This window comes from Peribacillus sp., from assembly GCF_059453735.1.
Map to the genome: position 1 here is coordinate 1 of NZ_JAZVJO010000489.1, position 26,742 is coordinate 26,742.

The 26,742-nt window shown below is 39.6% G+C and carries 23 protein-coding genes; 6 read left to right on the forward strand and 17 right to left on the reverse strand.

From position 1 onward, the window contains the following. Positions 1–255 precede the first annotated feature (255 nt). Entirely contained in the window at positions 256–1,386 is a 1,131-nt protein-coding gene (ytvI, locus tag AC52RT_RS16000; RefSeq protein ID WP_495541663.1) for a sporulation integral membrane protein YtvI, read from the forward strand. A 51-nt stretch (positions 1,387–1,437) separates the two neighbouring features. On the opposite strand, the gene aceA is transcribed toward ytvI, so the two are convergent. The 10 genes from aceA to dnaE all read right to left on the reverse strand — a co-directional run bounded on the left by aceA (position 1,438) and on the right by dnaE (position 14,683). Next, positions 1,438–2,727 (reverse strand): isocitrate lyase, encoded by a 1,290-nt coding sequence (gene aceA, locus AC52RT_RS16005; protein ID WP_495541664.1) that lies wholly within the window; start codon positions 2,725–2,727, stop codon positions 1,438–1,440. Between the two features lie 36 nt (positions 2,728–2,763). After that, entirely contained in the window at positions 2,764–3,447 is a 684-nt protein-coding gene (locus AC52RT_RS16010; protein WP_495541665.1) for a hypothetical protein, read from the reverse strand. Positions 3,448–3,741: 294 nt separating this feature from the next. Next, positions 3,742–4,146 (reverse strand): FxsA family protein, encoded by a 405-nt coding sequence (locus tag AC52RT_RS16015; protein ID WP_495541666.1) that lies wholly within the window; start codon positions 4,144–4,146, stop codon positions 3,742–3,744. A 129-nt stretch (positions 4,147–4,275) separates the two neighbouring features. Beyond that, positions 4,276–6,036: a pyruvate kinase gene (gene pyk, locus AC52RT_RS16020; RefSeq protein WP_495541667.1), complete on the reverse strand. Its 1,761-nt coding sequence runs from the start codon at positions 6,034–6,036 to the stop codon at positions 4,276–4,278. Between the two features lie 38 nt (positions 6,037–6,074). Beyond that, on the reverse strand, positions 6,075–7,034 hold the full coding sequence (pfkA, locus tag AC52RT_RS16025; protein ID WP_495541668.1) for a 6-phosphofructokinase: 960 nt from the start codon (positions 7,032–7,034) through the stop codon (positions 6,075–6,077). Between the two features lie 384 nt (positions 7,035–7,418). After that, on the reverse strand, positions 7,419–8,405 hold the full coding sequence (gene accA, locus AC52RT_RS16030; protein ID WP_495541669.1) for an acetyl-CoA carboxylase carboxyl transferase subunit alpha: 987 nt from the start codon (positions 8,403–8,405) through the stop codon (positions 7,419–7,421). Continuing rightward, positions 8,402–9,265: an acetyl-CoA carboxylase, carboxyltransferase subunit beta gene (gene accD / locus AC52RT_RS16035; RefSeq protein ID WP_495541670.1), complete on the reverse strand. Its 864-nt coding sequence runs from the start codon at positions 9,263–9,265 to the stop codon at positions 8,402–8,404. The genes accA and accD overlap by 4 nt, the downstream gene beginning before the upstream one ends. Positions 9,266–9,341: 76 nt before the next feature. After that, the gene (locus tag AC52RT_RS16040; protein ID WP_495541671.1) at positions 9,342–9,965 is read right to left on the reverse strand and encodes a FadR/GntR family transcriptional regulator; all 624 of its coding nucleotides are present in this window, start codon (positions 9,963–9,965) and stop codon (positions 9,342–9,344) included. 6 nt (positions 9,966–9,971) lie between these two features. After that, positions 9,972–11,213 carry an NADP-dependent malic enzyme gene (gene ystJ, locus AC52RT_RS16045; protein ID WP_495541672.1) on the reverse strand — a complete coding sequence of 414 codons (1,242 nt, stop codon included), beginning with the start codon at positions 11,211–11,213 and terminating at the stop codon, positions 9,972–9,974. A 122-nt stretch (positions 11,214–11,335) separates the two neighbouring features. Beyond that, on the reverse strand, positions 11,336–14,683 hold the full coding sequence (gene dnaE, locus AC52RT_RS16050) for a DNA polymerase III subunit alpha (RefSeq protein ID WP_495541673.1): 3,348 nt from the start codon (positions 14,681–14,683) through the stop codon (positions 11,336–11,338). 180 nt (positions 14,684–14,863) lie between these two features. Between dnaE and ytrH the strand changes: the two genes are divergently transcribed. After that, positions 14,864–15,199 carry a sporulation membrane protein YtrH gene (ytrH, locus tag AC52RT_RS16055; RefSeq protein WP_407951440.1) on the forward strand — a complete coding sequence of 112 codons (336 nt, stop codon included), beginning with the start codon at positions 14,864–14,866 and terminating at the stop codon, positions 15,197–15,199. Continuing rightward, entirely contained in the window at positions 15,196–15,696 is a 501-nt protein-coding gene (gene ytrI, locus AC52RT_RS16060; RefSeq protein ID WP_495541674.1) for a sporulation membrane protein YtrI, read from the forward strand. Before ytrH ends, ytrI begins: the two co-directional genes overlap by 4 nt. A gap of 34 nt (positions 15,697–15,730) precedes the next feature. On the opposite strand, the gene AC52RT_RS16065 is transcribed toward ytrI, so the two are convergent. Further along, positions 15,731–16,678 (reverse strand): DHH family phosphoesterase, encoded by a 948-nt coding sequence (locus AC52RT_RS16065; protein ID WP_495541675.1) that lies wholly within the window; start codon positions 16,676–16,678, stop codon positions 15,731–15,733. Positions 16,679–16,855: 177 nt separating this feature from the next. Here AC52RT_RS16065 and AC52RT_RS16070 point away from each other — a divergent pair, with 177 nt between their 5' ends. Then, positions 16,856–17,161 carry a YtpI family protein gene (locus AC52RT_RS16070; RefSeq protein WP_495541676.1) on the forward strand — a complete coding sequence of 102 codons (306 nt, stop codon included), beginning with the start codon at positions 16,856–16,858 and terminating at the stop codon, positions 17,159–17,161. 58 nt (positions 17,162–17,219) lie between these two features. On the opposite strand, the gene AC52RT_RS16075 is transcribed toward AC52RT_RS16070, so the two are convergent. From AC52RT_RS16075 to AC52RT_RS16085, 3 genes are all read right to left on the reverse strand, one after another. Further along, entirely contained in the window at positions 17,220–18,539 is a 1,320-nt protein-coding gene (locus AC52RT_RS16075; protein WP_495541677.1) for a DRTGG domain-containing protein, read from the reverse strand. A gap of 77 nt (positions 18,540–18,616) precedes the next feature. Beyond that, positions 18,617–18,898, reverse strand: a complete 282-nt coding sequence (locus AC52RT_RS16080; protein WP_495541678.1) for a hypothetical protein — start codon at positions 18,896–18,898, stop codon at positions 18,617–18,619. Positions 18,899–18,966: 68 nt separating this feature from the next. Then, positions 18,967–19,650 (reverse strand): metal-dependent hydrolase, encoded by a 684-nt coding sequence (locus AC52RT_RS16085; protein ID WP_495541679.1) that lies wholly within the window; start codon positions 19,648–19,650, stop codon positions 18,967–18,969. Positions 19,651–19,798: 148 nt separating this feature from the next. On the opposite strand from AC52RT_RS16085, the gene AC52RT_RS16090 reads away from it, so the two are divergent. Together AC52RT_RS16090 and AC52RT_RS16095 are read left to right on the forward strand one after the other, a co-directional pair. Beyond that, entirely contained in the window at positions 19,799–20,893 is a 1,095-nt protein-coding gene (locus AC52RT_RS16090; protein WP_495541680.1) for a M24 family metallopeptidase, read from the forward strand. 103 nt (positions 20,894–20,996) lie between these two features. Continuing rightward, positions 20,997–21,443, forward strand: coding sequence for a universal stress protein (locus tag AC52RT_RS16095; RefSeq protein WP_495541681.1), 447 nt, complete (start codon positions 20,997–20,999; stop codon positions 21,441–21,443). A gap of 519 nt (positions 21,444–21,962) precedes the next feature. Here AC52RT_RS16095 and argH read toward each other — a convergent pair. The 3 genes from argH to AC52RT_RS16110 form a co-directional block, all read right to left on the reverse strand. Then, positions 21,963–23,336: an argininosuccinate lyase gene (gene argH, locus AC52RT_RS16100; protein ID WP_495541682.1), complete on the reverse strand. Its 1,374-nt coding sequence runs from the start codon at positions 23,334–23,336 to the stop codon at positions 21,963–21,965. Next, positions 23,333–24,547, reverse strand: coding sequence for an argininosuccinate synthase (locus tag AC52RT_RS16105; protein ID WP_495541683.1), 1,215 nt, complete (start codon positions 24,545–24,547; stop codon positions 23,333–23,335). The genes argH and AC52RT_RS16105 overlap by 4 nt, the downstream gene beginning before the upstream one ends. Positions 24,548–25,034: 487 nt before the next feature. Then, entirely contained in the window at positions 25,035–26,708 is a 1,674-nt protein-coding gene (locus tag AC52RT_RS16110; RefSeq protein ID WP_495541684.1) for a glycoside hydrolase family 13 protein, read from the reverse strand. Positions 26,709–26,742 lie beyond the last annotated feature (34 nt).

The window sequence follows — 26,742 nt, forward strand, 5'->3', positions numbered from 1 at the left end:
AATGATGAGTTTTTAGCAATGAGGCCAATTATGAGAAGCATAAGTAAAAATACATAAGGACCATACATCTAACATTCCTCCATAAACCGAACTCTTGTTATTTTAACATAGCAAAAGGGGCAAGTATTCGTAAAAAACCCGTCCCTATTTATCTGCTTTAAAGAAACTAGTCAGATAATTGACCTTTCTTTTATCTTGAAGCCTAGTTACAATAAACTATATAGTTAAAGAGCGATTACAAAGGGGGAAAAAAGCATGAATCCCGTATACATTTATCGGTTCGTCCGTTTTTTCGTTGCCATCGGAATTGTCGTATTAGGCGGGGTCGCATTGTTTTATCTCTCAACCTACACATATCCCTTTATCATCGCTATATTCATCGCCTTTTTCATGAATCCACTGGTTAATTTTTTTGAAAAAAAAGCCCGAATGCCAAGAGGGCTTGCTGTCCTCGTTTCTCTACTTCTTATTCTTTCTATCTTTGCCGGTTTAATTACTCTTCTTGTCGTGGAAATTGTCTCTGGAGCAAATTATTTAGGAGAAGTTGTCCCTAAACACCTTGTCACAGTTGTTGATTATATTGAAGACCTTATTGTTCAACAGATTTTGCCTCTCTATAACCAAACAGCTGCTTTATTTAAAAATCTAGACACTGGGCAGCAAGACACAATTCTTGATAATATACAAAATGTTGGACAGACCATTGCTACAACAGCCGGTAATTTTATTCAGTCATTTTTTCAGAATATCCCCGGTATTATAGGTTGGATTCCCAATACGGCAACTGTCCTGGTTTTTTCTGCACTTGCCACTTTTTTTATCAGCAAAGACTGGTACCGCCTATCAAATTTAAGTAACAAACTCCTTCCTGATAAGGTCTATGTAAGTACTATCCGGATCATTAAAGATCTGAAGCGTGCATTATTCGGCTTTATAAAAGCCCAATTTACTTTGGTATCGATCACGACTGTTACCGTATTAATCGGACTGCTCTTCCTCAAAGTGCGTTATTCAATAACCATTGCACTTATTTGTGGACTGGTTGATATTGTTCCCTACCTTGGGACAGGCACTATTTTTATTCCATGGATTATCTTTGAATTTATTTCTGGAAATACGAGTTTAGGAATAGGACTTTCCGTCTTATATACCATAGTCATTGTCCAACGACAGCTAATCGAACCAAAGGTTTTATCATCAAGTATCGGGCTCGATCCTCTTGCTACATTAGTCGCCCTTTTTGTTGGCTATAAGATGATTGGAATTCTCGGACTTATTGCCGGTCCAGTCACACTTGTTATTATCAACACCCTTCAAAGAGCAAATATTTTCAAAGATATTTGGTCATTTATTATAGGGAAGGATGGTCGCAGGGATAATCTATAAGACAAAATAAAAACTGCCCGGATAGGTGTCCGGGCAGTTTTTATTCACTTTTTAGTGTTTAGACGTTTCAAATTGTTCTGCTTCTGTGGATCCTTTTAGCGCGGTTGTCGAGGAATTTCCCCCAGCAACTACCTGTGCGACTTCATCAAAGTACCCCGTACCTACTTCACGTTGATGCCTTGTTGCTGTGTATCCATATTGTTCACTCGCAAATTCTGCCTGTTGAAGTTCAGAATAAGCAGCCATGCCGCGATCTTTGTACTGACGTGCAAGCTCGAACATTCCGTGATTCAAGGCATGGAATCCAGCAAGCGTTACAAATTGGAATTTATAGCCCATTTTCCCTAGTTCTACTTGGAAGTTAGCAATCGCTTCATCATCTAATTTGGATTTCCAATTAAAGGACGGTGAACAGTTATAAGCAAGCAGTTTACCAGGGTGCTCAGCATGGATGGCTTCAGCAAACTGGCGTGCTTCTTCAATGTTTGGCTCAGATGTTTCACACCAAATCAGATCCGCATATGGTGCATAAGCAAGTCCTCGTGCAATGGCTTGATCAATTCCTGCTTTAGTCCTGTAAAAGCCTTCAGGTGTCCGTTCTGAACTTTCGATAAATGGTGCATCAATAGGATCGATGTCGCTTGTAATCAGGTCCGCTGCATTAGCATCCGTACGGGCCACAAGAATGGTCGGTACACCCATAACATCTGCTGCAAAACGAGCAGCAATTAAATTGCGTACTGCCGTTTGAGTAGGCAGCAAGACTTTCCCCCCAAGGTGACCGCATTTTTTCTCTGAAGATAATTGATCTTCAAAGTGAACGCCTGCAGCTCCCGCTTCAATCATACTTTTCATTAGTTCAAACACATTCAGTTGTCCGCCAAATCCAGCTTCAGCATCGGCAACAATCGGGGCAAACCAATCGATTTCATCGTTCCCTTCCATGTAATCAATTTGGTCTGCACGTTGGAGGGCCTGATTGATACGTTTAACCACCTGTGGAACACTATTAGCAGGATATAAACTTTGGTCCGGATACATATTACCTGAGAGATTAGCATCCGCTGCTACTTGCCAGCCGCTCAAATAAATCGCTTTCAAACCAGCCTTTACCTGCTGCATAGCTTGGTTACCCGTTAATGCGCCAAGTGCATTAATAAAGTCCTCAGTATGAAGCAAATTCCATAGCTTTTCTGAACCTTTTCGGGCAAGGGTATGTTCAATATCAATCGAGCCTCTTAAGCGAATTACGTCTTCAGCTGTGTACGGGCGTGTAATCCCATTCCATCTTTCATCACTATTCCAATTTTGTTCTAATTGAGCTGCTCTTTGCTTTTTCATTTTTCAATTCCTCCTATTAGGTTTAGTAAAATTATTCTACGTATGAATCATTTCCGCTGTCCTATTATCGAGCACGAAAGCACGGCGCTTTTCACATGTCTCTCTAACTAATGAATGTATATTCATTAAAGAGGTAAGTCCACCTACGAATCTAGAAATCTTACTAAGCTGTACGCCTATGCAATGCTCTTTAAGCTCATAAAGAATCTCGTCCGTCTCCATAGCCGCATTGCTATTAATTACGGCAATCACTTTAATCGTTCCAAGCGGTAGTCTCTGATCATTCTGAGCGTAAACAAATACGTCACTCCAGAGCCTTGCTTCTAACGCATTTTCTATGGTCGGAAGATAAAAATAACGATTATGATGGAAAAAGTGATTGGCAAAATCATAGAAACTTGCTGATCTGAGATGTCCATCCACTTGCTCTTCTAGGTGCAGACCGCGCAACAATTTTTTACGTACAGCCATCTGCTTTATATCCTTTGGAATTCGGCTGACTGTCCAATCTCCTTCCCGGATAAGCTTGGTCTCACTCAGGAAGCTTGGTACTTGATTTCTTTGCTCATCGGTTGTATGACGCCGTTTAAGAAGCTCGAATCGCTTTTCCCCGAAATGATAATCAATCCGATTCAAGAATGCTAGCGCATCAGATGACGGAATATGTTCATACTCAGGTTTTTCTTCTGATTGTCCCCATCCCTTTGCATTTGTTTTCATGTAGCAGCTTCACTTCCCCTCAAGCTAATCCTTTTTGTTATAGTACAGTTATTTGTTTTCTTAAAAGTATTATATAACACAGTTATTGTTTTTGTCACCAGTTTTTATTTAAAAAATCTAAAAATTTACTTTATTCTGTTTTCCATACGTTAATAAGCCCCCACAGCACAGCTTCAAGGGTTGTAATAATCTAGCTAACATTCCCTTGAAAAAGTCTTCTGCACAGAAATGCTCTTCATTGCACGCACTAAGAGCGCACAAAAAATCCGGATGCAGTATGCAGCCGGATACGATCTATTGGATGATGGTGATAATCCCTTTATTCTTATTTTTATTTATTTTCTTTGTAATCCAGCGCATTAGCAGCGGCTTACAAAGTTTGCGTGTTGGCGGTAATATCAAAAGCAAGCCTGCAAGATCAGTAAGAAATCCTGGCAGTACTAATAAAATCCCGCCAATCATAATACATAATCCATTTATCATTTCATTGCCTGGCAGTTGACCTACGTTCATTTGAGCTTGTGCTCTTCGTAGAGTTTCCAACCCTTGCTGTTTCGCTAAATATGCACCCACGATTCCCATTAATAGGAGGGCGAATAATGTAGCCCAGAACCCTATTACCTTTCCGGATAACAGCAGTATGATAATCTCAATCACTGGAAAAGCAACGATTGATAATAAAAGATACTTTGGCTTCATTCTTTAGAACAACCCCTTATTTGGCTTGTATATTCATTATACTTCATCACCAATGAATTATTCTAAGAATAGTAACTATAAAAAAAAGCAGCGGGGTAATATGCCCCAACTGCAGATTCATTTTAAAACTTATAGTACGTTTGAATGGCCATTATAGATAATGCCTCTTGAAGCATCTACTGTAATACTTTGACCATTTTTAAAGATCGTTGTTGCATTATCTGCTCCAACAATTACTGGAACACCTAGATTGACACCTACAACTGCGGCATGGCTGGTTAAGCCGCCTTCTTCAGTGATAAGAGCCGAACATTTTTCGATAGCAGGCATCATATCTTTATCGGTAGCAATCGTAACAAGAACATCGCCTTCTTCACAGTTAGCATTCGCTTCAGCAGCTGATCTAGCCACTACAACTTTTCCTTTTGCTGATTTACGTCCGATACCTTGAGCCTTTACTAGGACATCGCCTAACACATGAATTTTCATAAGATTGGTTGTACCCACTTCACCAACAGGAACTCCTGCAGTTATAACAACTAAATCACCATGAGTAACTAAACCAGAGTTTAAGCTTACATCAATGGATAGATCAAACATTTCATCAGTAGTTGCTGTTCTTTCGCCAACTTGTGGATAAACTCCCCAAACTAATTCTAATTTACGTGAAACATGCTCATTAGATGTAACAGCGATAATTGGAGCTTTTGGACGGTATTTTGAAATCATTCGAGCTGTATGTCCACTTTCTGTTGATGTAATAATGGCAGATGCTTCAAGATTCAACGCAGTATGAGCCACAGATGAACCAATCGCATCCGTCACATTATGACGATTATCTTTGCTTCTCTTCGATAAAATTCCACGATAATCTAATGCAGATTCTGCTCTTGATGCAATGTTGTGCATTGTTTGAACAGCTACAACTGGATATGTTCCTGCAGCTGTTTCACCTGAAAGCATGATTGCATCTGTACCATCAAAGATAGCATTCGCTACATCACTAGCTTCTGCACGAGTAGGACGCGGGTTACGCTGCATGCTGTCTAGCATTTGAGTTGCTGTAATAACCGGTTTTCCAACTGCATTACATTTTTTGATTAATTCTTTTTGAACAAGTGGTACTTCTTCAGCTGGAATCTCTACTCCAAGGTCTCCACGAGCAACCATTAATCCGTCTGAAACTTCAAGAATTTCATCAATGCGTTCTACGCCTTCTTCATTCTCGATTTTCGGAATAATATGGATATGTGATGCATTATGATTTGCCAACAATTCACGAATTTCTAACACATCAGAAGCCCGGCGTACAAATGATGCCGCGATAAAGTCAATTCCTTGTCCAATACCAAAGATAATATCGTTTTGATCTTTCTCTGTAATACCTGGTAATTTAACTGAAACACCAGGAACGTTAACACCTTTTTTATTCTTCAATACACCAGTATTTAGAATTCTAGTATGAAGTTCTCTGTTATCACGATCAATTTTCGTTACTTCAAGGCCAATTAAGCCATCATCAAGAAGAATTTTTGACCCAACCTCGACATCATCAACTAATCCTTCGTAAGATACTGAAAACTTCTCTTTTGTTCCTAGAACTTCAGTCATTGAGATGATAATATCATCTCCAGCTACAAGCTCCATCGTTCCGTTTTCCATTTGATGCGTACGGATTTCCGGGCCTTTAGTATCCAGTAAAATGGCAACTTGTTTGCCCGTTTTTTCAGCTGCTTTACGAATATTTACAATTCGTGCTGCATGTTCTTCATGGTCACCATGAGAAAAGTTAAGTCGTGTTACGTTCATACCTGCTTCGATAAGTTCTACTAATTTTTCTACACTTTCACTTGCTGGTCCGATAGTACAGACGATTTTCGTTTTACGCATATTTTTTTTCCTCCAGTTAGGTTACATTCAGACTGCTTTTATATTGACAGTTCTGCTGATAAATCAAACATTTTTTTATCAATGGTGTGTTTTTGTTCTAACACTTCAACAATATCATAATCAACCAATTGATTCTTTTCAATTCCAACAGCACGTCCGCCTTTACCTTCCAATAACAATTCAACTGCTCTAGCACCAAGTCTGCTAGCTAGAACACGGTCACTTGCTGTTGGTGAACCTCCACGCTGAACATGACCAAGAACGGTTACACGCGTTTCAAATTCAGTTAACTCCTCTATTTGACGAGCAACATCCACAGCACTGCCAACACCTTCTGCGACAACAATAATACTGTGTTTCTTGCCGCGGTCATGACCACGTTTTAACTTGGTAACTAAATCATCAGCATCATACTTAAATTCAGGTGTTAAGATCGTTTCTGCTCCTCCTGCAAGACCAGCCCATAAAGCAATATCCCCTGCGTCACGACCCATAACTTCAATTACGTATGTACGCTCATGTGATGTGGCCGTATCACGTATCTTATCAATTGCATCGATAACCGTATTTAAAGCTGTATCAAAACCGATGGTAAAATCAGTACCTGGTATATCGTTGTCAATCGTACCAGGAACCCCCACACATGGGTAGCCTCGTTTAGTCAATGCTTCTGCTCCACGGTATGATCCGTCACCACCAATAATGACTAGACCTTCAATTCCGAATTTATTTAATTGTTCTATTCCTTTTAGTTGACCTTCTTCTGTTTTAAATTCAAGGCAGCGGGCAGAGTGAAGAATGGTACCTCCGCGGTGAATGATATCCCCAACAGAACCGATTTCAAGAGGGAGTATTTCCCCTTCCATGAGTCCTTGGTATCCATGATAAATTCCAAATACCTCTAAATCATGATAAATTGCTTTTCTGACGACAGCACGTACGGCTGCATTCATTCCCGGAGCATCTCCTCCGCTTGTCAATACACCTATTTTTTTCATAACAGCTCACCTCTTTGTGGCATGGGAATTCCACAAATATTCATAACCTTCATGAATTTCCAATTGCCGAATGTATATATCACTTCTTATATACTATTGCCCTTTAAGACTACATTATTTATCAGGAAAATTGAAGTAAAATCCCTTACGAGGACAAGCGTATATATCACTTTCTAAGGGTTTACTATTGGTAGAAATCTCTTCTTAGCACGATTATTTTTTAAAAAAATTAGATTTGGTCTAATGTAACCGTTTTATTCAGGTATTTTGTCTATAAAGTTGATTTTTTATCCCAAAAAAAGCCGCAAAAATAAATTGTGTACTGAAAATGAATTTATTTTTTTCACTAAAAAAACGTACCACCCACCGGCAGTACGTGTGAAATCAGGTAAATAGTCCACTCTTAACTGGTTCTTCATTCATTGAATATGCGCCAATTTTCTTATATTTAGCATACCGCTGGTTAACAAGTTCAGTAGGAGTCAGCTGCTCAAGTTCTGCTAAAGATTGTTTAATGACCGATCGAATGGATTCAGCTTGCAGGGCAAGATTTCGATGGGCGCCACCCATTGCTTCAGGAATAATTTCATCAATTACACCCAAACTATGAAGGTCAGGTGCCGTAATCTTCATCGTTTCTGCTGCTCGTTTCGCTTGCGAGGCATCTTTCCAAAGTAAGGCTGCTGCTCCTTCTGGAGAAATAACAGAGTACGTTGAATTCTCAAGCATATGTATTCTGTCTCCAACGCCCAAAGCCAATGCACCGCCTGAACCACCTTCACCAATGACAATACAAATAACGGGTACCTTTAACCCTGCCATTTCAAATAAGTTCCTGGCGATTGCTTCACTCTGGCCTCTTTCCTCTGCCGCCTTGCCCGGAAAAGCCCCTTTCGTATCTATAAAACAAATGATTGGACGATGAAACTTTTCAGCTTGCTTCATTAAGCGCAATGCTTTACGATACCCCTCTGGATGAGGCATACCAAAATTCCGCCGAATATTATCCTTCGTATCTTTTCCTCGTTGATGACCAATTACCGTAATAGGTTTGCCGTCAAATTGTGCAATTCCACCGACAATTGCTTCATCATCTCCGTAATTTCTATCTCCATGTAATTCAAGGAAATCAGTAAAAAGAATCGGAATATAATCAAGGGTTGACGGCCTTCCAGGATGTCTTGCCACTTGGACACGATCCCAAGGCTGTATATTTTCATAGGTTTCTGTTTTCAACAGCTCTAAACGGCTTTCCAGCTGTTCAATTTCATCTGTTAAATCCATGTCTGCATGTTTCGTCAAATGTTTCAGCTCATCAATTTTTTTTCTGAGCTCTTTAACCGGTTTCTCAAATTCTAATTCCCCGATCATACTCGTTCACCACCAGGTACATGAATTTTTAAGATATTGGTTAATGTATCCTTTAATTCTTGACGAGGTACAACCGCATCAAGTTGGCCGTGTTTCATCAAGAATTCAGCTGTTTGGAAATCTTCTGGAAGTTCTTCTCTGATGGTTTGTTCAATGATTCGTCTACCTGCAAACCCGATTAGGGCTCCAGGTTCAGCTAAATTAATATCACCAAGCGAAGCAAAACTCGCCGAGACGCCTCCAGTGGTCGGATGAGTCATAACTGAGACAATCAGACCGCCTTCATCACTAAACATTTTTAATGCAGCACTCGTTTTGGCCATTTGCATCAAACTTAACACACCTTCTTGCATTCTAGCACCGCCTGATGCTGTGAAGATAATGAAGGGAATTTTCTTTTCACATGCTTTTTCAATGGCACGGGTAATTTTCTCCCCGACAACTGAACCCATACTTCCCATTCGAAACTTTGAATCCATAACAGCAACAGATAGTTCATAACCAGAAATTCTTCCAATACCTGTTACTACGGCTTCATTCATCTTTGTTTTTACTTTATCTTTTTCAAGCTTTTCCATATAATCTGGAAAATCTAAAGGATTAACCGAAATCATTCCACGGTCCATTTCAACAAATCCGTCATCAAATAAACTATTAATTCGTTCATAGGCCGTCATCGGATGATGATAGCTGCAGTGAAGACAGACTTTCACATTTTTCGTTAGTTCTTTCGTATACATAATTTTCTTACAGCTAGGGCATTTAGTCATGATTCCTTCTGGCACATCCTGCTTATTCCGCTCAGTAGGAATCGTCGCATATTTCTTTTTCTTGGGTTTAGCAAATAAATCTTTAAGCAAGATGAATCCTCCCTTTACCACTCATGCTTTTCACCGTTTTACAGCAAAAAGCGGGTAAAAATAGTAGTTAACTATGTCAGTTTTTTGCTGACACCTTTCTAATTCTTTCTCGGTATATTTGTTCCGTCTGCGCTTTTTGGCGATGTCTCAGAGCAAGTGCGAGGTCGATGTAGCCCTGTATGTCTGCTTGAAGGAATTCAACTTGTGCAGCCTGTGCATAGGTATTAACAATACTCCACATTCTTTCCAAAAGCTTATTCGGATTCATTTCAAGAAGTTTTGCAAAAAAGGATTGGTCATCAAAATTGCCCTGTTCAGCCCATTTAGCAAAACTGTCAAGACTTTCATTTGATGCCTGGAGTAAAATAATTTGTATGCAATCTAATTCAAGAAGCTGCTTCGTTTCAGCTAAATCTTTCTTAACCTTTGTATTTTGGAGAAAAAAGGTTCCGAGGAGTTCTACTAGTTTATGCTCCTGAAAATCTTTAATAAAGGTTCCCTCTCCTCTTCTTGTCTCAATTAAGCCAAGAAGTTCTAAAGCACGCAATGCTTCACGTACAGAAGAACGCCCGACACTCAAGCGTTCTGAAAGTTCACGTTCTGAAGGGATTTTATCTCCTGGGTTTAATCCATCTATTTCAATCATATTTCTTAGCTTTTCTACCACTTCCAAGTAAATTTTAGATGTTGAACCATTCAAATTCGGTCATTCCTCACTTTTACCGATTAAGGCAAGTTTCCTTGTTTTTTCCTTGATGACTTCTGGATCCACCTGTAATCTAGCGACGCCGGTTTCCATTGCAGCCTTTGCCACAGCTGCCGCGACCTCTGGTGCCACTCTTGGATCAAATGGACCTGGAATTACATAGTCTGCATGAAGTTCAGCCGGCGTTATTAAGCCCGCAATTGCCTCGACAGCAGCAATTTTCATTTCTTCGTTGATATGGGTTGCACGAACATCTAAGGCCCCTCTAAAGATACCCGGAAAAGCTAGAACATTATTTACCTGATTAGGGAAATCAGATCGGCCGGTACCGACTACTTTGGCTCCTGCCGCCTTTGCTGTATCGGGCATAATCTCAGGATCAGGATTCGCCATTGCAAAAATGATTGAGTCTGTATTCATGGATGCAACCATCCGCTCACTCAGTGCACCAGCGACTGAGACTCCAATAAATACATCCGCACTTTGAATCACTTCTTCCAGACTGCCTTCCACACGATTACGGTTTGTTACCTTTGCAATCTGGTCCTTTATTCCGTTCATTCCGTATGTACGGCCTTCAAAAATGGCTCCTTTAGAATCACACATAATAATATCCCGGACACCATAATGGTAAAGCAGCTTTGTAATCGCTATTCCAGCTGCACCCGCACCGCTTGCTACGACTTTAATTTCGTTCATGTTTTTACCAACTATGCGAAGAGCATTAACCAAGCCGGCAACCGTTACAATGGCTGTTCCATGTTGATCGTCGTGGAAAACGGGTATATTGGTTTCTTTTTTTAATCTTTCTTCAATTTCAAAACAATTCGGCGCTGCAATATCTTCTAAATTGACTCCGCCAAAAGTCGGTTCAAGCAGTTTAACCGTTTCAATGATTTTTTCAACATCCGTCGTTTTAAGACAAATTGGAAAAGCATCCACACCTGCAAAACTTTTAAATAATACGGCCTTCCCTTCCATTACCGGCAGTGAAGCCTCTGGACCAATGTTCCCAAGACCAAGAACAGCCGTCCCATCTGTAACGACAGCTACAGTATTGCCTTTCATCGTATAATCGTAAACTGTTTCCGGCTTATCATATATTTCTTTACATGGTTCAGCCACGCCGGGTGAGTATGCCAGGCTTAAATCCTGCGCATTTTGGACAGCTACCTTAGAAACAGTTTCCAGCTTTCCTTTATGTATACGATGCATATGCAAGGCTTCTTCTCTTAATGTCAATGTCTTCACTCCTTGGGCTAGCCGGTAGTTGGAAAAAAGTCGGCTTTTTATATACTATCATAGTGGTCAGACCACGTTATCCTATTTGTTAATATAACATATCCATCCAGCTTGTAAATACTTTATTCTGTTTTGAGGACGATGTTCCCACTCCCTACAATTTCCTCAAGCTGTTGTAAAAGAGCTTGTGAAGGTGCTACCCAATCCCAAAGAGGAAGCTGGATATAGCGCTCTTCACTCGCATAATAAAGCATCACTTTTGTCATGCCCTTGTACTTGACCAACAGGCTTTTAATTTGCTGAAGCGACTTATTTGTTTGTTTAGCTGCCTCAATTTTAATAAACAATCGTCCGCTGTCCTTCACCATTTCCATACAGCTTTCCAGGGAATAAACGTCTTTAATGATCAATTGTCTTTTTCCATCACGCTCTTCTAGATTACCTTGAATCATTAAAATATTCCCAGCCTTTAATTCAACGGCAGTTTGCTTATACTGCTCAGGAAAAGCAACTGCCTCCATGTCTCCGCCTTCATCACTAATGGTGAAAAAGGCCATCACCTCACCCTTTTTTGTTCGAATGCTTTTTACTGTTGATACATAAACACCCAGCAGGATTCTCTTTTCACTTTGCTCAAGCGCAGTATCAATCGTAACTGCCCCAAAGTGCCGAAAGATCTTTCTGTATCCGGCTGCCGGGTGAGCAGATAAATAGAATCCAAGGACATTTTTTTCAAAAAAGAGCTTATCTTCTGATCGGATTGGATCTACTTCGTTGTATTTCGGCTTTAATGAAAAATCGCTGTGTTCAAACAGATCGAATTGATTATCACCAGGACTCACCAATTCTGCATGACTGATCGCAACATCCAGACTGGCTAGCAGTGTCGCACGGTCCACATTAAATTCATCAAATGCCCCTGAATGAACAAGGGCTTCTAAAATTTTCCGATTAACAATATTCGCAGAAACCCGTATACAAAAATCAAATAAATCGTCAAATCGTTTTACCCTTCTGGCAGCAAAAATCTCTTTAAGCACGGTGCCGCCGATTCCTTTAATCGCAGCAAGACTAAAGCGTATACCTGCCTTTTCAACCTGAAAAGGAAATTGACTCATGTTAATGGATGGAGGTAAAATCTCAATTCCCTTCTTCTTTGATTCTTGAACATACTGAGCTATTTTTACGTCATTGCCGATAGCAGAGGTAAGCAAACAAGCATAGAAGTGCTGTGGATATCGAGCCTTTAAATAGGTGAGCTGATAGGCAATAAAGCTATAAGCAACGGCATGGCTCCTATTAAACCCATAATTAGCAAAACGGACAACCATATCATATATAGCATTTGCCGTTTGTTCCGTGTACCCCTGAGAAACAGCTCCGCTTGTAAAATGCTTCCGTTCTTGATCAAGAATATCCTTCTTTTTCTTAGAAACCGCTCTTCTAAGCAGATCTGCTTCCCCAAGAGAGAAACCGGCAAGCTTAGAGGCAATCTGCATAATTTGCTCTTGATAGACAATGACACCATAGGTATCTTTTAGAATCTCTTCAAGATCCGGGTGTGGATAATCAATTGGTGTCAACCCATGTTTACGTTCAATAAACAGCGGTATATTATCCATTGGACCTGGTCGATAGAGGGCATTTACTGCCACGATATCCTCAAAACGCGTCGGCCTTAACTTCATTAGTACATTGGTAATTCCAGAAGATTCAAACTGAAAAATCCCAGTTGTTTCCCCTTTAGCCAGCAAGTTAAAGGATGACTCATCATCTAAGGGAATAGATGATAAATCCAGTTTCCTTCCCGTTTCCTTTTGTACCGAAACGACAATATTTTCAATTAACGTTAAGTTCCGCAGACCAAGGAAATCCATTTTTAATAATCCAAGTTCCTCAAGCAGATCCATAGGGAATTGTGTAAGATGAACTCCTTCGTGACCACCTTGAATGGCAATTAACTCTGTCAGCGGTTGATCGCTGATTATAATGCCGGCAGCATGTGTTGAAGTATGGCGCGGCAGCCCTTCTAACTTTAAGGCTGTATTAAAAAGGGATTGATTTAATTCGCTTTCTTCCACAAAAGAACGCAGTGGTTTCGATTCCTTAAATGCGTCCTTTAGGCTAATTCCCAATCTCCCAGGAATCATTTTTGACAACCTGTCCAGCTCTTTTGGATTTAATCCGAAGGCTCTACCTGTATCGCGCAGAGCGGCTTTGGCAGCCATAGTACCAAAGGTAAGAATTTGCGCCACATGAAGTTCACCGTATTTATGAGCCACATAATTAATCACTTCGTCTCTCCGGTTATCTGGAAAATCAATATCAATATCGGGCATTGTCACACGTTCAGGGTTTAAAAATCGCTCAAACAATAAATGATGGGCTATTGGATCAACATCCGTAATGGATAAGACATAAGCAACCATTGATCCTGCCGCTGATCCCCGTCCTGGACCAGTACGTATCCCATTCTCTCTGGCATACTTCATGAAATCCCAAACTATTAAGAAGTAATCACTAAATCCCATCTTGTTAATAATGGTTAATTCGTATTTTAGACGGTCTTTATAGTCTTCAGAGGCATCCGTCTTTTTCGTTAATGCCTCCCAGCAGAGACGCTCGAGCATCCCTGAAGCACTATCTCCTTCTTCAACCGGATATTTAGGCAGAAGCGGCCGATTAAAGGCAATCTCCACTTCACACCGAGCCGCAATTCTCATGGTATTTTCTAATGCATCCGGACAATCCTCGAACATTCGAACCATTTCTTCTTCACTTTTTAAATAATGTTCATGATTGTCCATTCTTTCACGTTCTTCATCCGCAAGCTTATTCCCATTTTTCACGGCTAGTATGACTTCATGTGAAAGTGCATCGTCTTTCTCCAAGTAGAAGACTGGATTAGTGGCAATGATTTCTATCTCATTTTCTTTGGCAAAATCTTGGACTTCGGTAAACCATTCGTCATTTCCAACCTGACGTTGAAGTGACATGAAAAAGGAGTGCTTCCCAAAAATCCCTGTGTAAGCAGCAAGCGTTTTTTGCGCTTCCAGCGTATTGCCTTCTCTTATCAGCGTTTCCATCTTTCCTTCGCTGCCCGGTGAGACAGCGATTATTCCAAGCGAATAATGCTTAAGCCACTTAAGCGGCAGACCAAGTGGAGACTTGGTTTTTATGGCACTGCTTATCTTTAAAAGATTTTGATAGCCTTCATTATTCTCTGCTAATAAAAGAAGAGAATATACTTGATTTTCTTCATCTAAAATATCAGCGAGTAAACCGATAATCGGCTTGATTCCTTGCTTACGGCATTCTTTATAAAAATAGAGTGATCCATACATGACATTCCGATCAGTTAATGCCAGAGATGAATATCCTTGCTTTTTTGCTTTGGTAACTAATTCATTTATTTTAACTGTACTCGACAGTAAACTATACGCACTTTGTATGTGGAGATGAATGAACATCTTTTTTCACCCCTTATTCAGCCTTTTTTGTTTTAATTATAGTGTTTATAGAGAAAAAAAGAAAATATGTTCTCATTTTCGGTTTCTGCTTTGTACGATTAAATTTTGCTTTCTATCATATCTATTTCATTCAGGTCATATAATTTTTTATACCTATCCAACAACTAAAGGATGATGTTGATGAAGGAAGCCTTTTTCCCTGCATTTATTAACAGTTATTTCATTTCATTTGGAGTGCTTTTAGGAGGTTCCTTAATCGGTGGACTTGCTGCCTTTTTTACTGGACAAGCCCCATTAACGGTTGTATCTCGATTATCAGATTCTCTCCGCATCTGGGCAATTGTTGCCGCAATCGGTGGAACCTTTGATACCGTGTATATTTTTGAGCGGGGCCTTTTCCATGGAGAAACGAAGGACATTTTAAAACAATTCTTACTGATTCTTTCTGCACTAGGAGGTGCACAGAGTGGAGCGTTAATTATTTATTGGTTTACCCAGGAGCATATTTCATCATGAGAATTCCACCTTATTATCGATTGCCCACCTGGCAGCGTTTCTTTGCCGGAGTCGTCATCGGAGCTATTGGCAGCTGGTTTATTTTCTTCTACATGTATGGTGTCCTTCAGGAAAAACAAATCAGCATTATTGAAATTCAACGAAAAGAAATCCATGAATTAAAAATCAAGGTAGGTATTTGGGAACAGGATTTTAACAAGCTAAACGAAGAAACGGAGAAGCATCTTTCAGTTAAGGAGATTCGAGTTACTATCGCCAATGATCGATTTTATGATTTGGACAAACTCAGTGTCGTTGAAGCAGAAGAAGTCATTCGAACGGATTTAACGACGTTAATAACCAAAAATGTGGAAGATGTTTATAAAACAAAAGCGCTTTTAAAGAAGTCGATTGAAAATAAAATCCTCGAAATCAATAAAAAGCGCTATCGGATTGAAATTACCGAAATCTTTTTTTATAAGAATATGGAGATAGAAGTCAAACTGCATCGATTATAGAATTGAGGCCAACTATCCTTCTCTAATCGATGCATTATCTTTCCCGATAATTCGCACATGCCTCTTCTAAGTCCTCAAGGACACGATCTGCTGCTGCCCATGAATAAATAGAAGCACCTGCAGCCATCGGATGACCGCCTCCGCTGTACTTTTTAGCAATCCCATTAATGACAGGACCTTTTGAGCGGAGTCTGACTCTAATTTCTTTCTCTTCCTCTATAAAGAAAACCCATGCCTTTATTCCTTTAACCGAACCTAGTGTACTCACAAGCAGTGATGCCTCAGCCGGAGTAACGTCAAATTGCTCCATTACATCCCTTGTAAGAATCATTTTACCTGTACCGTTCTTGAGAATACTAAAATGCTGCAGTACATACCCATTCAATCGGACAATGTTTTCTTCGACATCATACATTTGACTGAAAAGCTGGGGACGTGAGAAGGCATAGGAAACCAGTTCTCCTGCATAGACTAATGTTTTCTCTGTCGTACTTGGATACAAAAATCGTCCTGTATCCCCAACAATTCCCGCAAATAATAATCGTGCACCTTCATCATTTAAGACAAGTCCATGATTTTTTCCATATTCATAAAGCTCATAGATCATTTCGCTGGTCGAGCTGGCATTCGTATCCACCCAAAGAAGGTCACCGTATCGATCTTCATTTGGATGATGATCAATTTTTATGAGTTTATCAGCTAGAGTATATCGAGTGTCATCGATTCGCTCGGCATTTGCCGTATCACAAATAATGACGAGTGCGCCCTGATAAGTTTCATCCGATATCGTATCCAAACGTCTTAAGTAATTAAGCGATTTCTCTTCTTCCCCAACGGTATAAATATCTTTCTCTGGGAAAGAGGCTTTCAAAATTTCAGCCAGTCCCCCTTGTGACCCATAGGCATCGGGGTCTGGCCGAACATGACGGTGAATAATAATCGTTTGATAGTTTTTTATTTCTTGAAAAATTAACGCTTTCATAGGTATCTCCCTTTATAGCAAACAATTTTCTAAAAAGTTGGTAGTAAATCTATTCTAGATAGATTCGAAAATATCCTGCCAGGTACTTGAACAACTTCCCATCATTAAAGTGGCATTCCTAATCGTATCCCGTTACAATAAGGAAGAATTACAAAATGTTTGGAGGATTTGTTTCTAATGCCAATTCTTGTCGTCATCATCGTTATTTCGTTCGCTTTTTATATTTTCTATAAAATTAAATCATTTAGGACTCGTAGACCTATGGAAAAGAAATGGCTTTCCGGTAAGTCATCCATGGCGCTTGGCTTATTTGTCTTTCTATTTGGTGTAAACCAATTGTTCTTATACGCTACTACCACTACTTATATTGTAGCTGCCTTATTTATTCTGATTGGCGGTTTTAGTATATTTGGCGGATATAATGTGTATAAACATTATCTTCCATTTGCCATTAAAGAAGCACAAGAGTCTAAGCAAGTTTAACTATACAATCAAAAAAAGGATGAGACAGCCTTAGCAGCCGGCTCATTCTTTTTTTGTCTTATGAACGATCCAAAAGCTGACAGGTCAGAAGGGCTTTCCCTACCAATTTCCCTTCATTGAACACTTCAACGTCCACTTTCCCAAACTTTCTACCAACTTCGAGTACTCTTGGATGTATCTCCAATAAGCTTTCAATTTGTACCGGTTTAATGAAGTAGATGGTCATATTCTCTACAACCAAATCCCCTCGTTTATAGCTTCTCAGCACTCTATTGGCCGAATCAGTAACAAGTGTCGTAAATACTCCATTTGAGATGGTCCCTAAATAATTCGTCATTTGCGGTGTAACTTGGTATTGATAGACATCTTCACCTTTTGGCCGGTTACCTGTCATCACCAGCTGACTTGTAATCGTATCATCAATTGTCTCACCAACCTGAGGCTGCCTTTGACTCATTTGCAGTGCCTTCAAGACATCCTGCCTGCTGATAATTCCTTGCAAGATATGGGCATCATTGACGACTGGCAGCAATTCTATCCCTTCCCAAACCATCATATGCGCAGAAGAGGCTACACTCGTCTTCAAACCAACCGTCATCGGGCTTTTAGTCATGACCTTATCCAGAAGCACGGTGTCATCTTGTCCCATAATATCCTTTGACGTCACCATCCCCATAATTTTCATCTGCTCATCAACGACTGGAAAACGGCTATGTCCCGTTTCTCGGTTATATTTGAGCCAGTCCGAAATACGGTCGCCCGTTTTCAGGAAGGTCGTTTCATGTACAGGTGTTAAAATGTCTTCCACAAATAAAATTTCTTTTTTAATTAACTGATCGTAAATGGCTCGGTTAATCATTGTTGCTACTGTGAAGGTATCATAACTCGTAGAAATGACAGGCATTTGTACTTTATCCGCCAATTTTTTAACACTTTCTTCTGTGTCAAATCCACCTGTAATCAAAACGGCAGCTCCTGCCTGAAGGGCAAGTTCATGAGCATTCGTCCGATTACCGACGATCAATAAATTTCCTGGTCCCGTATAACGCATCATCGCTTCAAGCTTCATCGCGCCAATAACAAATTTATTTAAGGTTTTATGCAATCCTTCACGGCCGCCCATCACTTGGCCGTCTACAATATTAACCACCTCTGCAAAGGTAAGCTTTTCAATATTTTCTCTTTTTTTACGTTCAATTCTAATTGTTCCTACCCGCTCGATAGAACTAACGTATCCTTGATTTTCTGCTTCTTTAATTGCTCGGTAAGCTGTTCCTTCACTTACACTCAAGACCTTAGCAATTTGACGAACTGATATCTTCTCTCCAACTGGGAGCCCATCAATATGTTTAAGTATTTGTTCATGCTTAGTAGCCAAGTTCTTCACCCTTTTCATGGTAATTCTATTTCTTTATTATAGAGTGAAGTAACCCGCTATTCAACGAACGATCGTTTTTATATTCTTTCCCGCAACCGCTGTTCTTTTCTTTTCGATATCGGCTTCCGTTTTTTCGGAGTATACAGGATGCTTGAAAGATTGCCCGCAATGGCAAACAAAATCATACAAAGCCAGGAAACCGCAAATACTCCTTCTGGTCCTTCTGCCCGAATGGACAGCTGTGGCAACGCATAATACAACATACAGAAACATAACAACAAACAAAGCAATAACCGCTGTTTCATGGTAATCCCCTTTCTTTGGGCATCATGCCGCGCTACATTGTATGCGTCGTCCACAGAAAAAAGAAGAAGAAATAGCCATATATTAAGGAAACGACCATTTTTTCTTCCATATTTATTAATTTTTATAACTCAATTGACTCTCCAGCCTCTAGAATTTTCCCGTTTTTATTGGTCAGTAAATCAATGAATGTTTGCGGATCCTGTTTAATGACTGGGAAAGTATTAAAGTGAATGGGTACTACCTGTTTAGCTTGTAGAAACTCAGCAGCAAGCGCTGCATCTTCCGGACCCATTGTGAAGTTATCTCCTATTGGCAAGAAAGCTACATCAATTGGATGTCTTTCACCGATCAACTTCATATCCGAAAAGACTGCGGTATCCCCCGCATGATAAACGGTTTTACCTTCTGCCATAAACAGTATACCTGCTGGCATCCCAAGATAAATAATTTCACCATTTTCCTGCATGAGTCCCGTTCCATGAAAAGCCGGTGTGAACTTCACTTTTCCAAAGTCAAACTGATAGGCACCGCCAATGCTCATTCCATGTGTTCGTTCAACACCTTGTGCAGATAAGTAATGTTCTAGTTCTGCCACAGCAATGACTAACGCATTATGTTTTTTTGCAAGTTCTACCGTATCTCCAAGATGATCACCGTGGCCATGGGTAAGAATAATGACATCAGGTTTCACGTCAGCTACCACTAAATCTGTCAAACTGTTTCCATTAATAAATGGATCAATTAAGATAGTTGTGCCGTTTGTTTCAATTTTGACTACTGAATGTCCATGATACGAAATATTCATATATATAATCCCATCCTTCCTATTTTCTGTTTAGAGTGATTTTCCACAACTCTATCATTTTACCCGCATTTTTAAAAGTCTAACTATTTACAATTATTTTTCTTATTGATATGGTCATTGTATACAACACAATTGGGGGCTACTAACCATGAACCAACGAATCAACGAACTAACCGACTGGCTGCAGGAAAAAAATCTTGATGCACTCTTTATAACTGCACCCGATAATGTATTTTATTGCAGCGGATTTCTAAGCGATCCCCATGAACGACTACTTGCTCTTGTTCTTTTTCCTGAAGCAGAACCATTTCTTGTTTGCCCGCAAATGGAAATAGAAGACGCCAAGCACGCTGGATGGTCAGGCGATATCCTTGGCTATAGTGATATTGAAGATCCTTGGGAGAAAATTAGTACCTGCATCCAAAAACGTTCTGTTCAAATTAGATCATTGGCGATTGAGAAAGAACATCTAACCGTTGAACGACTTGAAATCATTCAAGGCCGCTTTTCGCATCCCGCACTCTTTCCTGCGGAGGAAAAACTTCGTTTATTACGCATGGTTAAAACAGACGATGAATTACTAAAAATCAGGGAAGCATGCCGTCTTGCTGATTATGCTGTAGAAGTAGGCGTAAATGAAATTGCTGATGGGAAAACAGAGATGGAAATACTCGCTGCAATTGAATTTGAAATGAAAAAATCAGGTGTCAGCCAGATGTCCTTTTCAACCATGGTCCTTACCGGCATTAATGCCGCTTCCCCACATGGTACTCCAGGAAATACAAAAATTAAACGAGGTGATCTCGTCCTATTCGATCTTGGTGTTGTGTATGAAGGATATTGTTCTGACATCTCTCGGACAGTCGCTTATGGAGATATTTCAGACAAGCAGCAAGATATCTATGAAAGTGTTCTAAAGGCTCAGGAGGCTGCTGTACTCGTCAGCAAACCAGGCATTTCTTGTTCACATGTTGATCAAACAGCAAGAAGAATCATTGAGAGCCGTGGATATGGTGATTACTTCCCGCATCGCCTCGGTCATGGCCTTGGAATAAGTGTTCATGAATATCCATCTGTTACCGAAACGAATGCTCTATTACTTCAACCTGGGATGGTATTTACGATTGAACCTGGAATTTATGTTCCGAACGTCGCTGGTGTTCGAATTGAGGATGATATCTACATCACTGAAACAGGCTGTGAAATACTAACTAAGTTCCCTAAAACCTTGCAAATAAAATAAGGTTGAACCATAAACAAAATATCCCATTTTTATTTAAATCGTTACAATTTTGTCTATTTTTATGTAGATAATAAGATATAATTTAGTTAAAGGAGGAGTGTCTATGACTATGCAGTATAAAAAAGTATTAGTTGCCGTTGATGGCTCAAAAGAAGCAGAATGGGCTCTGAAAAAGGCCATTGAGGTTTGTAAACGAAATCATGCTGAACTTGTGATTGGCCACGTTATCGATACAAGAAATTACCCTACACTTGAAGCATATGACATGACTATTCGTGACCGTGCAGAAGAATTTGCTGGTGAAATTCTTGAAAAATATCAAGCAATGGCAGCCAAAGAAGGTATACAAGCGGTGACTGAAATTGAACTAGGGTCTCCTAAAGTCAAAATCACAAAATCAATTGCCGTTAAACATAATGTGGATCTAATTATGTGTGGAGCTACTGGATTAAATGCGGTCGAACGCTTCTTAATCGGAAGCGTTTCGGAAAATATTGTCCGCTCCTCTCCTTGTGATGTTTTAATTATTCGCAGCGAAAAAGATAATTAATCAGCAAAAAAGAATCGTGCTAAAGCACGAGTCTTCAGTTTGTAGACAAAAGAGGTGCGGAATGGTTCATTCTGTTCCTCTTTTGTCATTTAGGCAACTAAGTCTATCATTAGTACTGTTTTCCATCTTTAAATTGTATCTGCTTACAGGATCACTTGTGTTCTACTTAATAATCTTTGATTTTTCGTGTCCAACGGATTTGTCGGATAGAGTTTTCTTCATAATTCCCCCCATTTGATTGAATCCCCTCCTAATTCTGCTATTGGGTAGCGCGTGTTGCCATTTGAGCTTCGGACTAAAATCCAATTAAATTAGAAAGACTGCTGATGGGAGTGGAAGGCGTGAAGACTCCTGCGGGAAAAGCGGGACAGGTGAGACCCCGCAGGAGCGTAAGCATTGATGCGGCTCACCGCCCGCCCGCGGAAAGCGAAACGCCTGGAACGGAAATCAACAGCAGCATTTTAAAAACTAAAAAAGAAGACTCGTGCTAAAGCACGAGTCTTCTTTGCTAGTCAATAGTTAAACTAGAAGAGATTTTCCTTTTTCAATCGCTAGCTTCACTTGTTCAAAACCTGTTCCGCCTTGACTATTCCGACGTTTCACAGCTTCGTAAGGATTTAACGCTGTATATATATCCTCTTCAAAAAGCTCTGAAGCTTCTTTAAACTGGTTTAGGGTTAAATCTGCTAAATAACATCCGTTCTGAACACAGAAAAGGACTAGCTTCCCGACAACTTCATGGGCTTCACGGAATGGCATTCCTTTCGACGCGAGATAATCAGCTAATTCAGTAGCATTGGAGAAGTCATTTTTTGTTGCTTTCTCCATTACTTCTTTTTTCACTTTCATTGTCGAAATCATTCCCTCAAAAATCTTTAAAGAGCCAATAATTGTTCTTACCGTATCGAAGATTCCTTCTTTGTCTTCTTGCATGTCTTTATTATATGCAAGCGGCAGTCCTTTTAAAACAGTCAGCAAGCCTGTAAGATTCCCATACACTCGTCCTGTTTTTCCACGGATAAGCTCCGCCATATCTGGGTTTTTCTTTTGCGGCATAATGCTGCTTCCTGTTGAAAAAGCATCATCTAATTCAACAAATTGAAATTCTTGACTAGACCAGAGAATAATCTCTTCACTGAAACGTGATAAATGCATCATCATGGTCGAACTGTTGCTTAAGAATTCAAGCGCAAAGTCACGATCACTTACTGCATCAAGACTATTCTCGTAGATACCTGCAAACCCTAGCAATTCTGCACTGTAGGCACGATCAATTGGGAAAGTCGTTCCCGCAAGCGCACCTGCTCCTAACGGAGATACATTGATTCTCTTTTGACACTCTTTAAAACGTTGTTTATCGCGTTCAAGCATCCAAAAGTAGGCCATCAAATGATGGGCAAACGAAATCGGCTGTGCACGCTGTAAGTGCGTATAACCAGGAACAAGCGTTTCAACATGTTGTTCCGCTTGCTCAATAATCGCTGCCTGTAATCCATTTATTAACTTTACTACTTCCTCTGTTTGCGTACGTAGATATAAGTGGATATCCGTAGCAACTTGGTCATTCCGGCTTCTGCCCGTATGAAGCTTTCCGCCGACAGGACCAATTTCACTAATTAGCATACTCTCGAGATTCAGATGAATATCTTCCATTTCAACCGAGAAGGTAAGCTCATCAAGTTTCGCTTTTTCACGCAGGATTTGAAGACCCGAGATAATTAAATCTGCATCCTCAACGGTTAGAATCTTGCATTTTTTTAACATCATTACGTGCGCCAAGCTTCCTTGAATATCTTCCAATACAAGCTCCTTATCAAAGGAAATCGACGCACCGAACTCATCTACCCATTCTTCAGCAGACTTTGTAAATCTGCCTCCCCACAATTTGCTCACACTGTCACCTTCTTGGAACTCTTGTTATTCACAATACTGTTTACTTTAGTCGGCAGACCCCAAAGGGAGATGAAACCTACAGCTGCTTCATGATCAAATTCATCACTCTTCGTATATGTGGCTAATTTCTCATCATATAACGAGTTTTCTGATTTTCTTCCTTCAATAATTGCGTGTCCTTTGAATAGTTTCACACGAACTACACCATTTACATTTATTTGCGTTTCTTTTAAGAAGGCGCTCAATGCTTTTTGAAGCGGTGAGAACCAAAGTCCTTCATAAATCAGTTCAGTCATTTTTTTCTCAATTACTGGTTTAAAGTGCGCTACTTCTTTTACAAGTGTAATATCTTCAAGTTCTTTATGTGCTTTAATTAATGTCATTGCACCTGGGCATTCATAGACTTCGCGTGATTTAATTCCTACTAATCTATTCTCAACATGATCAATTCTTCCCACACCATGTTTACCTGCAATTGCATTTAGCTCCAGAATTAACTCAGCTAATTTATAAGACTTTCCGTCTAATGTTACTGGTACGCCTTTGTTAAATCCAATTTCAATAATATCTGCAGTATCTGGCGTTTCTTCAAGACTGACCGTTAAATCGTATGCTCCTTCAGGCGGTGTTGCCCAAGGATCTTCAAGAATTCCACATTCATTACTTCTTCCCCAAAGGTTTTGATCAATTGAGTATGGGCTGTCAAGGTTAATTGGAATCGGAATATCATGATTAATCGCATATTCGATTTCTTCTTCACGTGACCATCCCCACTCTCTTACTGGAGCAATAACTTCTAGGTTTGGGTTCAACGCTTGAATAGAAACCTCAAAACGTACTTGATCATTCCCTTTTCCTGTACATCCGTGAGCAACTGCTACTGCATTCTCTTTTTCAGCAATCTCAACTAATTTCTTCGCGATTAACGGACGTGATAAAGCTGAAACAAGCGGATATTTACCTTCATAAAGTGTATGAGCCTGCATAGCAATTAACGCAAATTCTTCAGCGAATTCGTCTTTTGCATCTATCATATATGAAGAAACAGCTCCAACAGTTAACGCTTTTTCTTTAACAAAGGATAAATCCTTTCCTTCACCTACATCTAAACAACATGCTACAACATCATAGTTTTTGTCTTGTAACCATTTAATTGCTACAGAAGTATCAAGACCTCCGGAATATGCTAATACCACTTTTTTATTTGCCATTAATATCGTCCCCTTTTTATGAATAAAAATTCATATGTTTTAATTTTTATTCAATCTATGATTGTTACTTTATCAGCTTTATAATCGTTTTGCAAGCCATTTTCATAGATTTTTCTGTTTTATTATAAAAATACTTATTTGTGCATAAAAACTTATCCCTGCAAGTAGGAATAAATAACCAAATTATTCATAAATACCTTTTATTGTATTACTTTTACCACTTCTATTCACTGCATCATGGGGTCCTATACTAATAAACAGATGACTCACATCCAACCTAGATGAACAGCCAGGATTAATTATGCATCTTTTTAACAAGTAGAACGGAATGTCTAATCACAGAGACTTTTTTCAGAAAACCCATTTTCTTGTATATTAAATTCAATGGTTTCTGTGTTGGTGTCTGTATAATTTCATAAAATGAGTCATCCTGTCTTAAAAGAACATTCAAAAAGGGAGCGCTAATGTAAGCACTCCCTTTTTCGGATTAAATATGATAGTAAACACTAGACTCATAAGGATGTAGTGTTTGTTTAGTTTGGCTGCTGTAATTGCTGATTAACAGTTTTCCTTTTTGTATTACCTCAATCACATAGTCATCTTCAACTTGCTGAAGTTCTTCACTGAAATTACAGAGAACCAGTAATTTCTCTTTTTCATCTATTCTTTCATAGGCAAAGATTGAAGGATGGTCACTTAGTAACAACTTGAAGGTACCATTTGTTATTACTTCCAAGGTTTTACGCAAGCTTATTAACTGCTGATAATGAGTAAATATGGACGAATCCTCTGCCAGCGTATGTTGAACGTTGATATCCGGGTAACGTGAATTCACATCTATCCATGGGGTACCTGTCGTAAAGCCTGCATGTTTACGATTGTCCCATTGCATCGGAGTACGGGCATTGTCACGACCCTTTATATATATGGAATTTAAAATGGTTTCTTTTTCAACGCCTAAGCCTGCCTTTTCATGATACATATTCAGCGTTTCTACATCTTTATATTGCTGAATGGATGGAAATTGGACATTGGTCATACCGATTTCCTCACCTTGATAAATATAGGGTGTGCCTTTCATCATATGCAGACAGGTTGCCAGCATTTTAGCTGATAGATTTCTATATTCGGTATCATTACCAAAACGTGAAACAACGCGCGGCTGATCATGATTATTCCAATATAAGCTGTTCCAACCCCTTTCATTAAGACTGGTCTGCCATTTTGCTAGGTTAGCCTTTAAGTCAGGTAAATGTAGGGGTTTCACATCCCATTTTCCTCCTGCTCCACTATCCAAATCCATATGTTCGAATGTGAAAATCATGTTCACTTCCTTATTCGCTGGATCTGTATACAATATGGCATCTTCAGGACTTGCACCAGGCATCTCTCCGACAGTGAGCACATTATAACCTGCCAATGCTTCTTCATTCATTTCTTTTAAGTACTCATGGATTTTCGGTCCGTTCATAAAAAATGAACTGCCATCGCCATATAATCCCCCATGAGTTGGTCCGTCAGGCAGTCCAGGTGTTTTAGAAATAAAGTTGATGACATCCATCCTGAACCCATCGATTCCTTTATTCAGCCAGAATCGCATCATCTTATAAATATCTTGTCTAAGTTGTTTATTTTCCCAATTAAGATCAGGCTGTTTTTTTGAAAAAAGATGCAGATAGTATTCTTCAGTTGTTTCATCATACTCCCAAGCAGGACCACTAAAAATGGACCCCCAGTTATTTGGTTCTTTACCGAACACTGCTGGTTTCCAAATATAATAATCTCGATAGGGGTTATCCTTACTGCTCCGAGATTGTTTAAACCATTCATGCTCATCCGATGTATGATTAACGACTAAGTCCATAATTATTTTCAATCCTCGGCTGTGCGCTTCTTCAAGCAAGCGGTCAAACTCCGCCATTGTGCCGAACTCCTTCATTATGGAATAATAATCGCGGATATCATAGCCATTATCGTCATTTGGTGAATCGTAAATCGGACTCAACCAAATCACATCGATACCGAGTGAAGCTAAATAATCAAGTTTCTCGATAATTCCATTTAAATCTCCGATCCCATCTCCATTGGCATCCATAAAGCTTCGCGGATATATTTGATAGACGACACTTTTCTTCCACCAGTCAATATCATTTGTATTCAATTCCTCAACCCCTAAACAACGTTTATTGATTCAT

Excerpts from the sequence above, each read along its gene's own strand:
- AC52RT_RS16095 (WP_495541681.1), top strand. The coding sequence starts at position 20,997 with ATGACTATGCAGTATAAAAAAGTATTAGTTGCCGTTGATGGCTCAAAA.
- accA (WP_495541669.1), bottom strand. The coding sequence starts at position 8,405 with ATGATCGGGGAATTAGAATTTGAGAAACCGGTTAAAGAGCTCAGAAAA.
- dnaE (WP_495541673.1), bottom strand. The coding sequence starts at position 14,683 with ATGTTCATTCATCTCCACATACAAAGTGCGTATAGTTTACTGTCGAGT.
- aceA (WP_495541664.1), bottom strand. The coding sequence starts at position 2,727 with ATGAAAAAGCAAAGAGCAGCTCAATTAGAACAAAATTGGAATAGTGAT.
- AC52RT_RS16090 (WP_495541680.1), top strand. The coding sequence starts at position 19,799 with ATGAACCAACGAATCAACGAACTAACCGACTGGCTGCAGGAAAAAAAT.
- AC52RT_RS16070 (WP_495541676.1), top strand. The coding sequence starts at position 16,856 with ATGCCAATTCTTGTCGTCATCATCGTTATTTCGTTCGCTTTTTATATT.
- pfkA (WP_495541668.1), bottom strand. The coding sequence starts at position 7,034 with ATGAAAAAAATAGGTGTATTGACAAGCGGAGGAGATGCTCCGGGAATG.
- AC52RT_RS16105 (WP_495541683.1), bottom strand. The coding sequence starts at position 24,547 with ATGGCAAATAAAAAAGTGGTATTAGCATATTCCGGAGGTCTTGATACT.
- ytvI (WP_495541663.1), top strand. The coding sequence starts at position 256 with ATGAATCCCGTATACATTTATCGGTTCGTCCGTTTTTTCGTTGCCATC.
- AC52RT_RS16015 (WP_495541666.1), bottom strand. The coding sequence starts at position 4,146 with ATGAAGCCAAAGTATCTTTTATTATCAATCGTTGCTTTTCCAGTGATT.
- ytrI (WP_495541674.1), top strand. The coding sequence starts at position 15,196 with ATGAGAATTCCACCTTATTATCGATTGCCCACCTGGCAGCGTTTCTTT.
- AC52RT_RS16085 (WP_495541679.1), bottom strand. The coding sequence starts at position 19,650 with ATGAATATTTCGTATCATGGACATTCAGTAGTCAAAATTGAAACAAAC.
- AC52RT_RS16065 (WP_495541675.1), bottom strand. The coding sequence starts at position 16,678 with ATGAAAGCGTTAATTTTTCAAGAAATAAAAAACTATCAAACGATTATT.
- pyk (WP_495541667.1), bottom strand. The coding sequence starts at position 6,036 with ATGCGTAAAACGAAAATCGTCTGTACTATCGGACCAGCAAGTGAAAGT.
- AC52RT_RS16010 (WP_495541665.1), bottom strand. The coding sequence starts at position 3,447 with ATGAAAACAAATGCAAAGGGATGGGGACAATCAGAAGAAAAACCTGAG.
- ytrH (WP_407951440.1), top strand. The coding sequence starts at position 14,864 with ATGAAGGAAGCCTTTTTCCCTGCATTTATTAACAGTTATTTCATTTCA.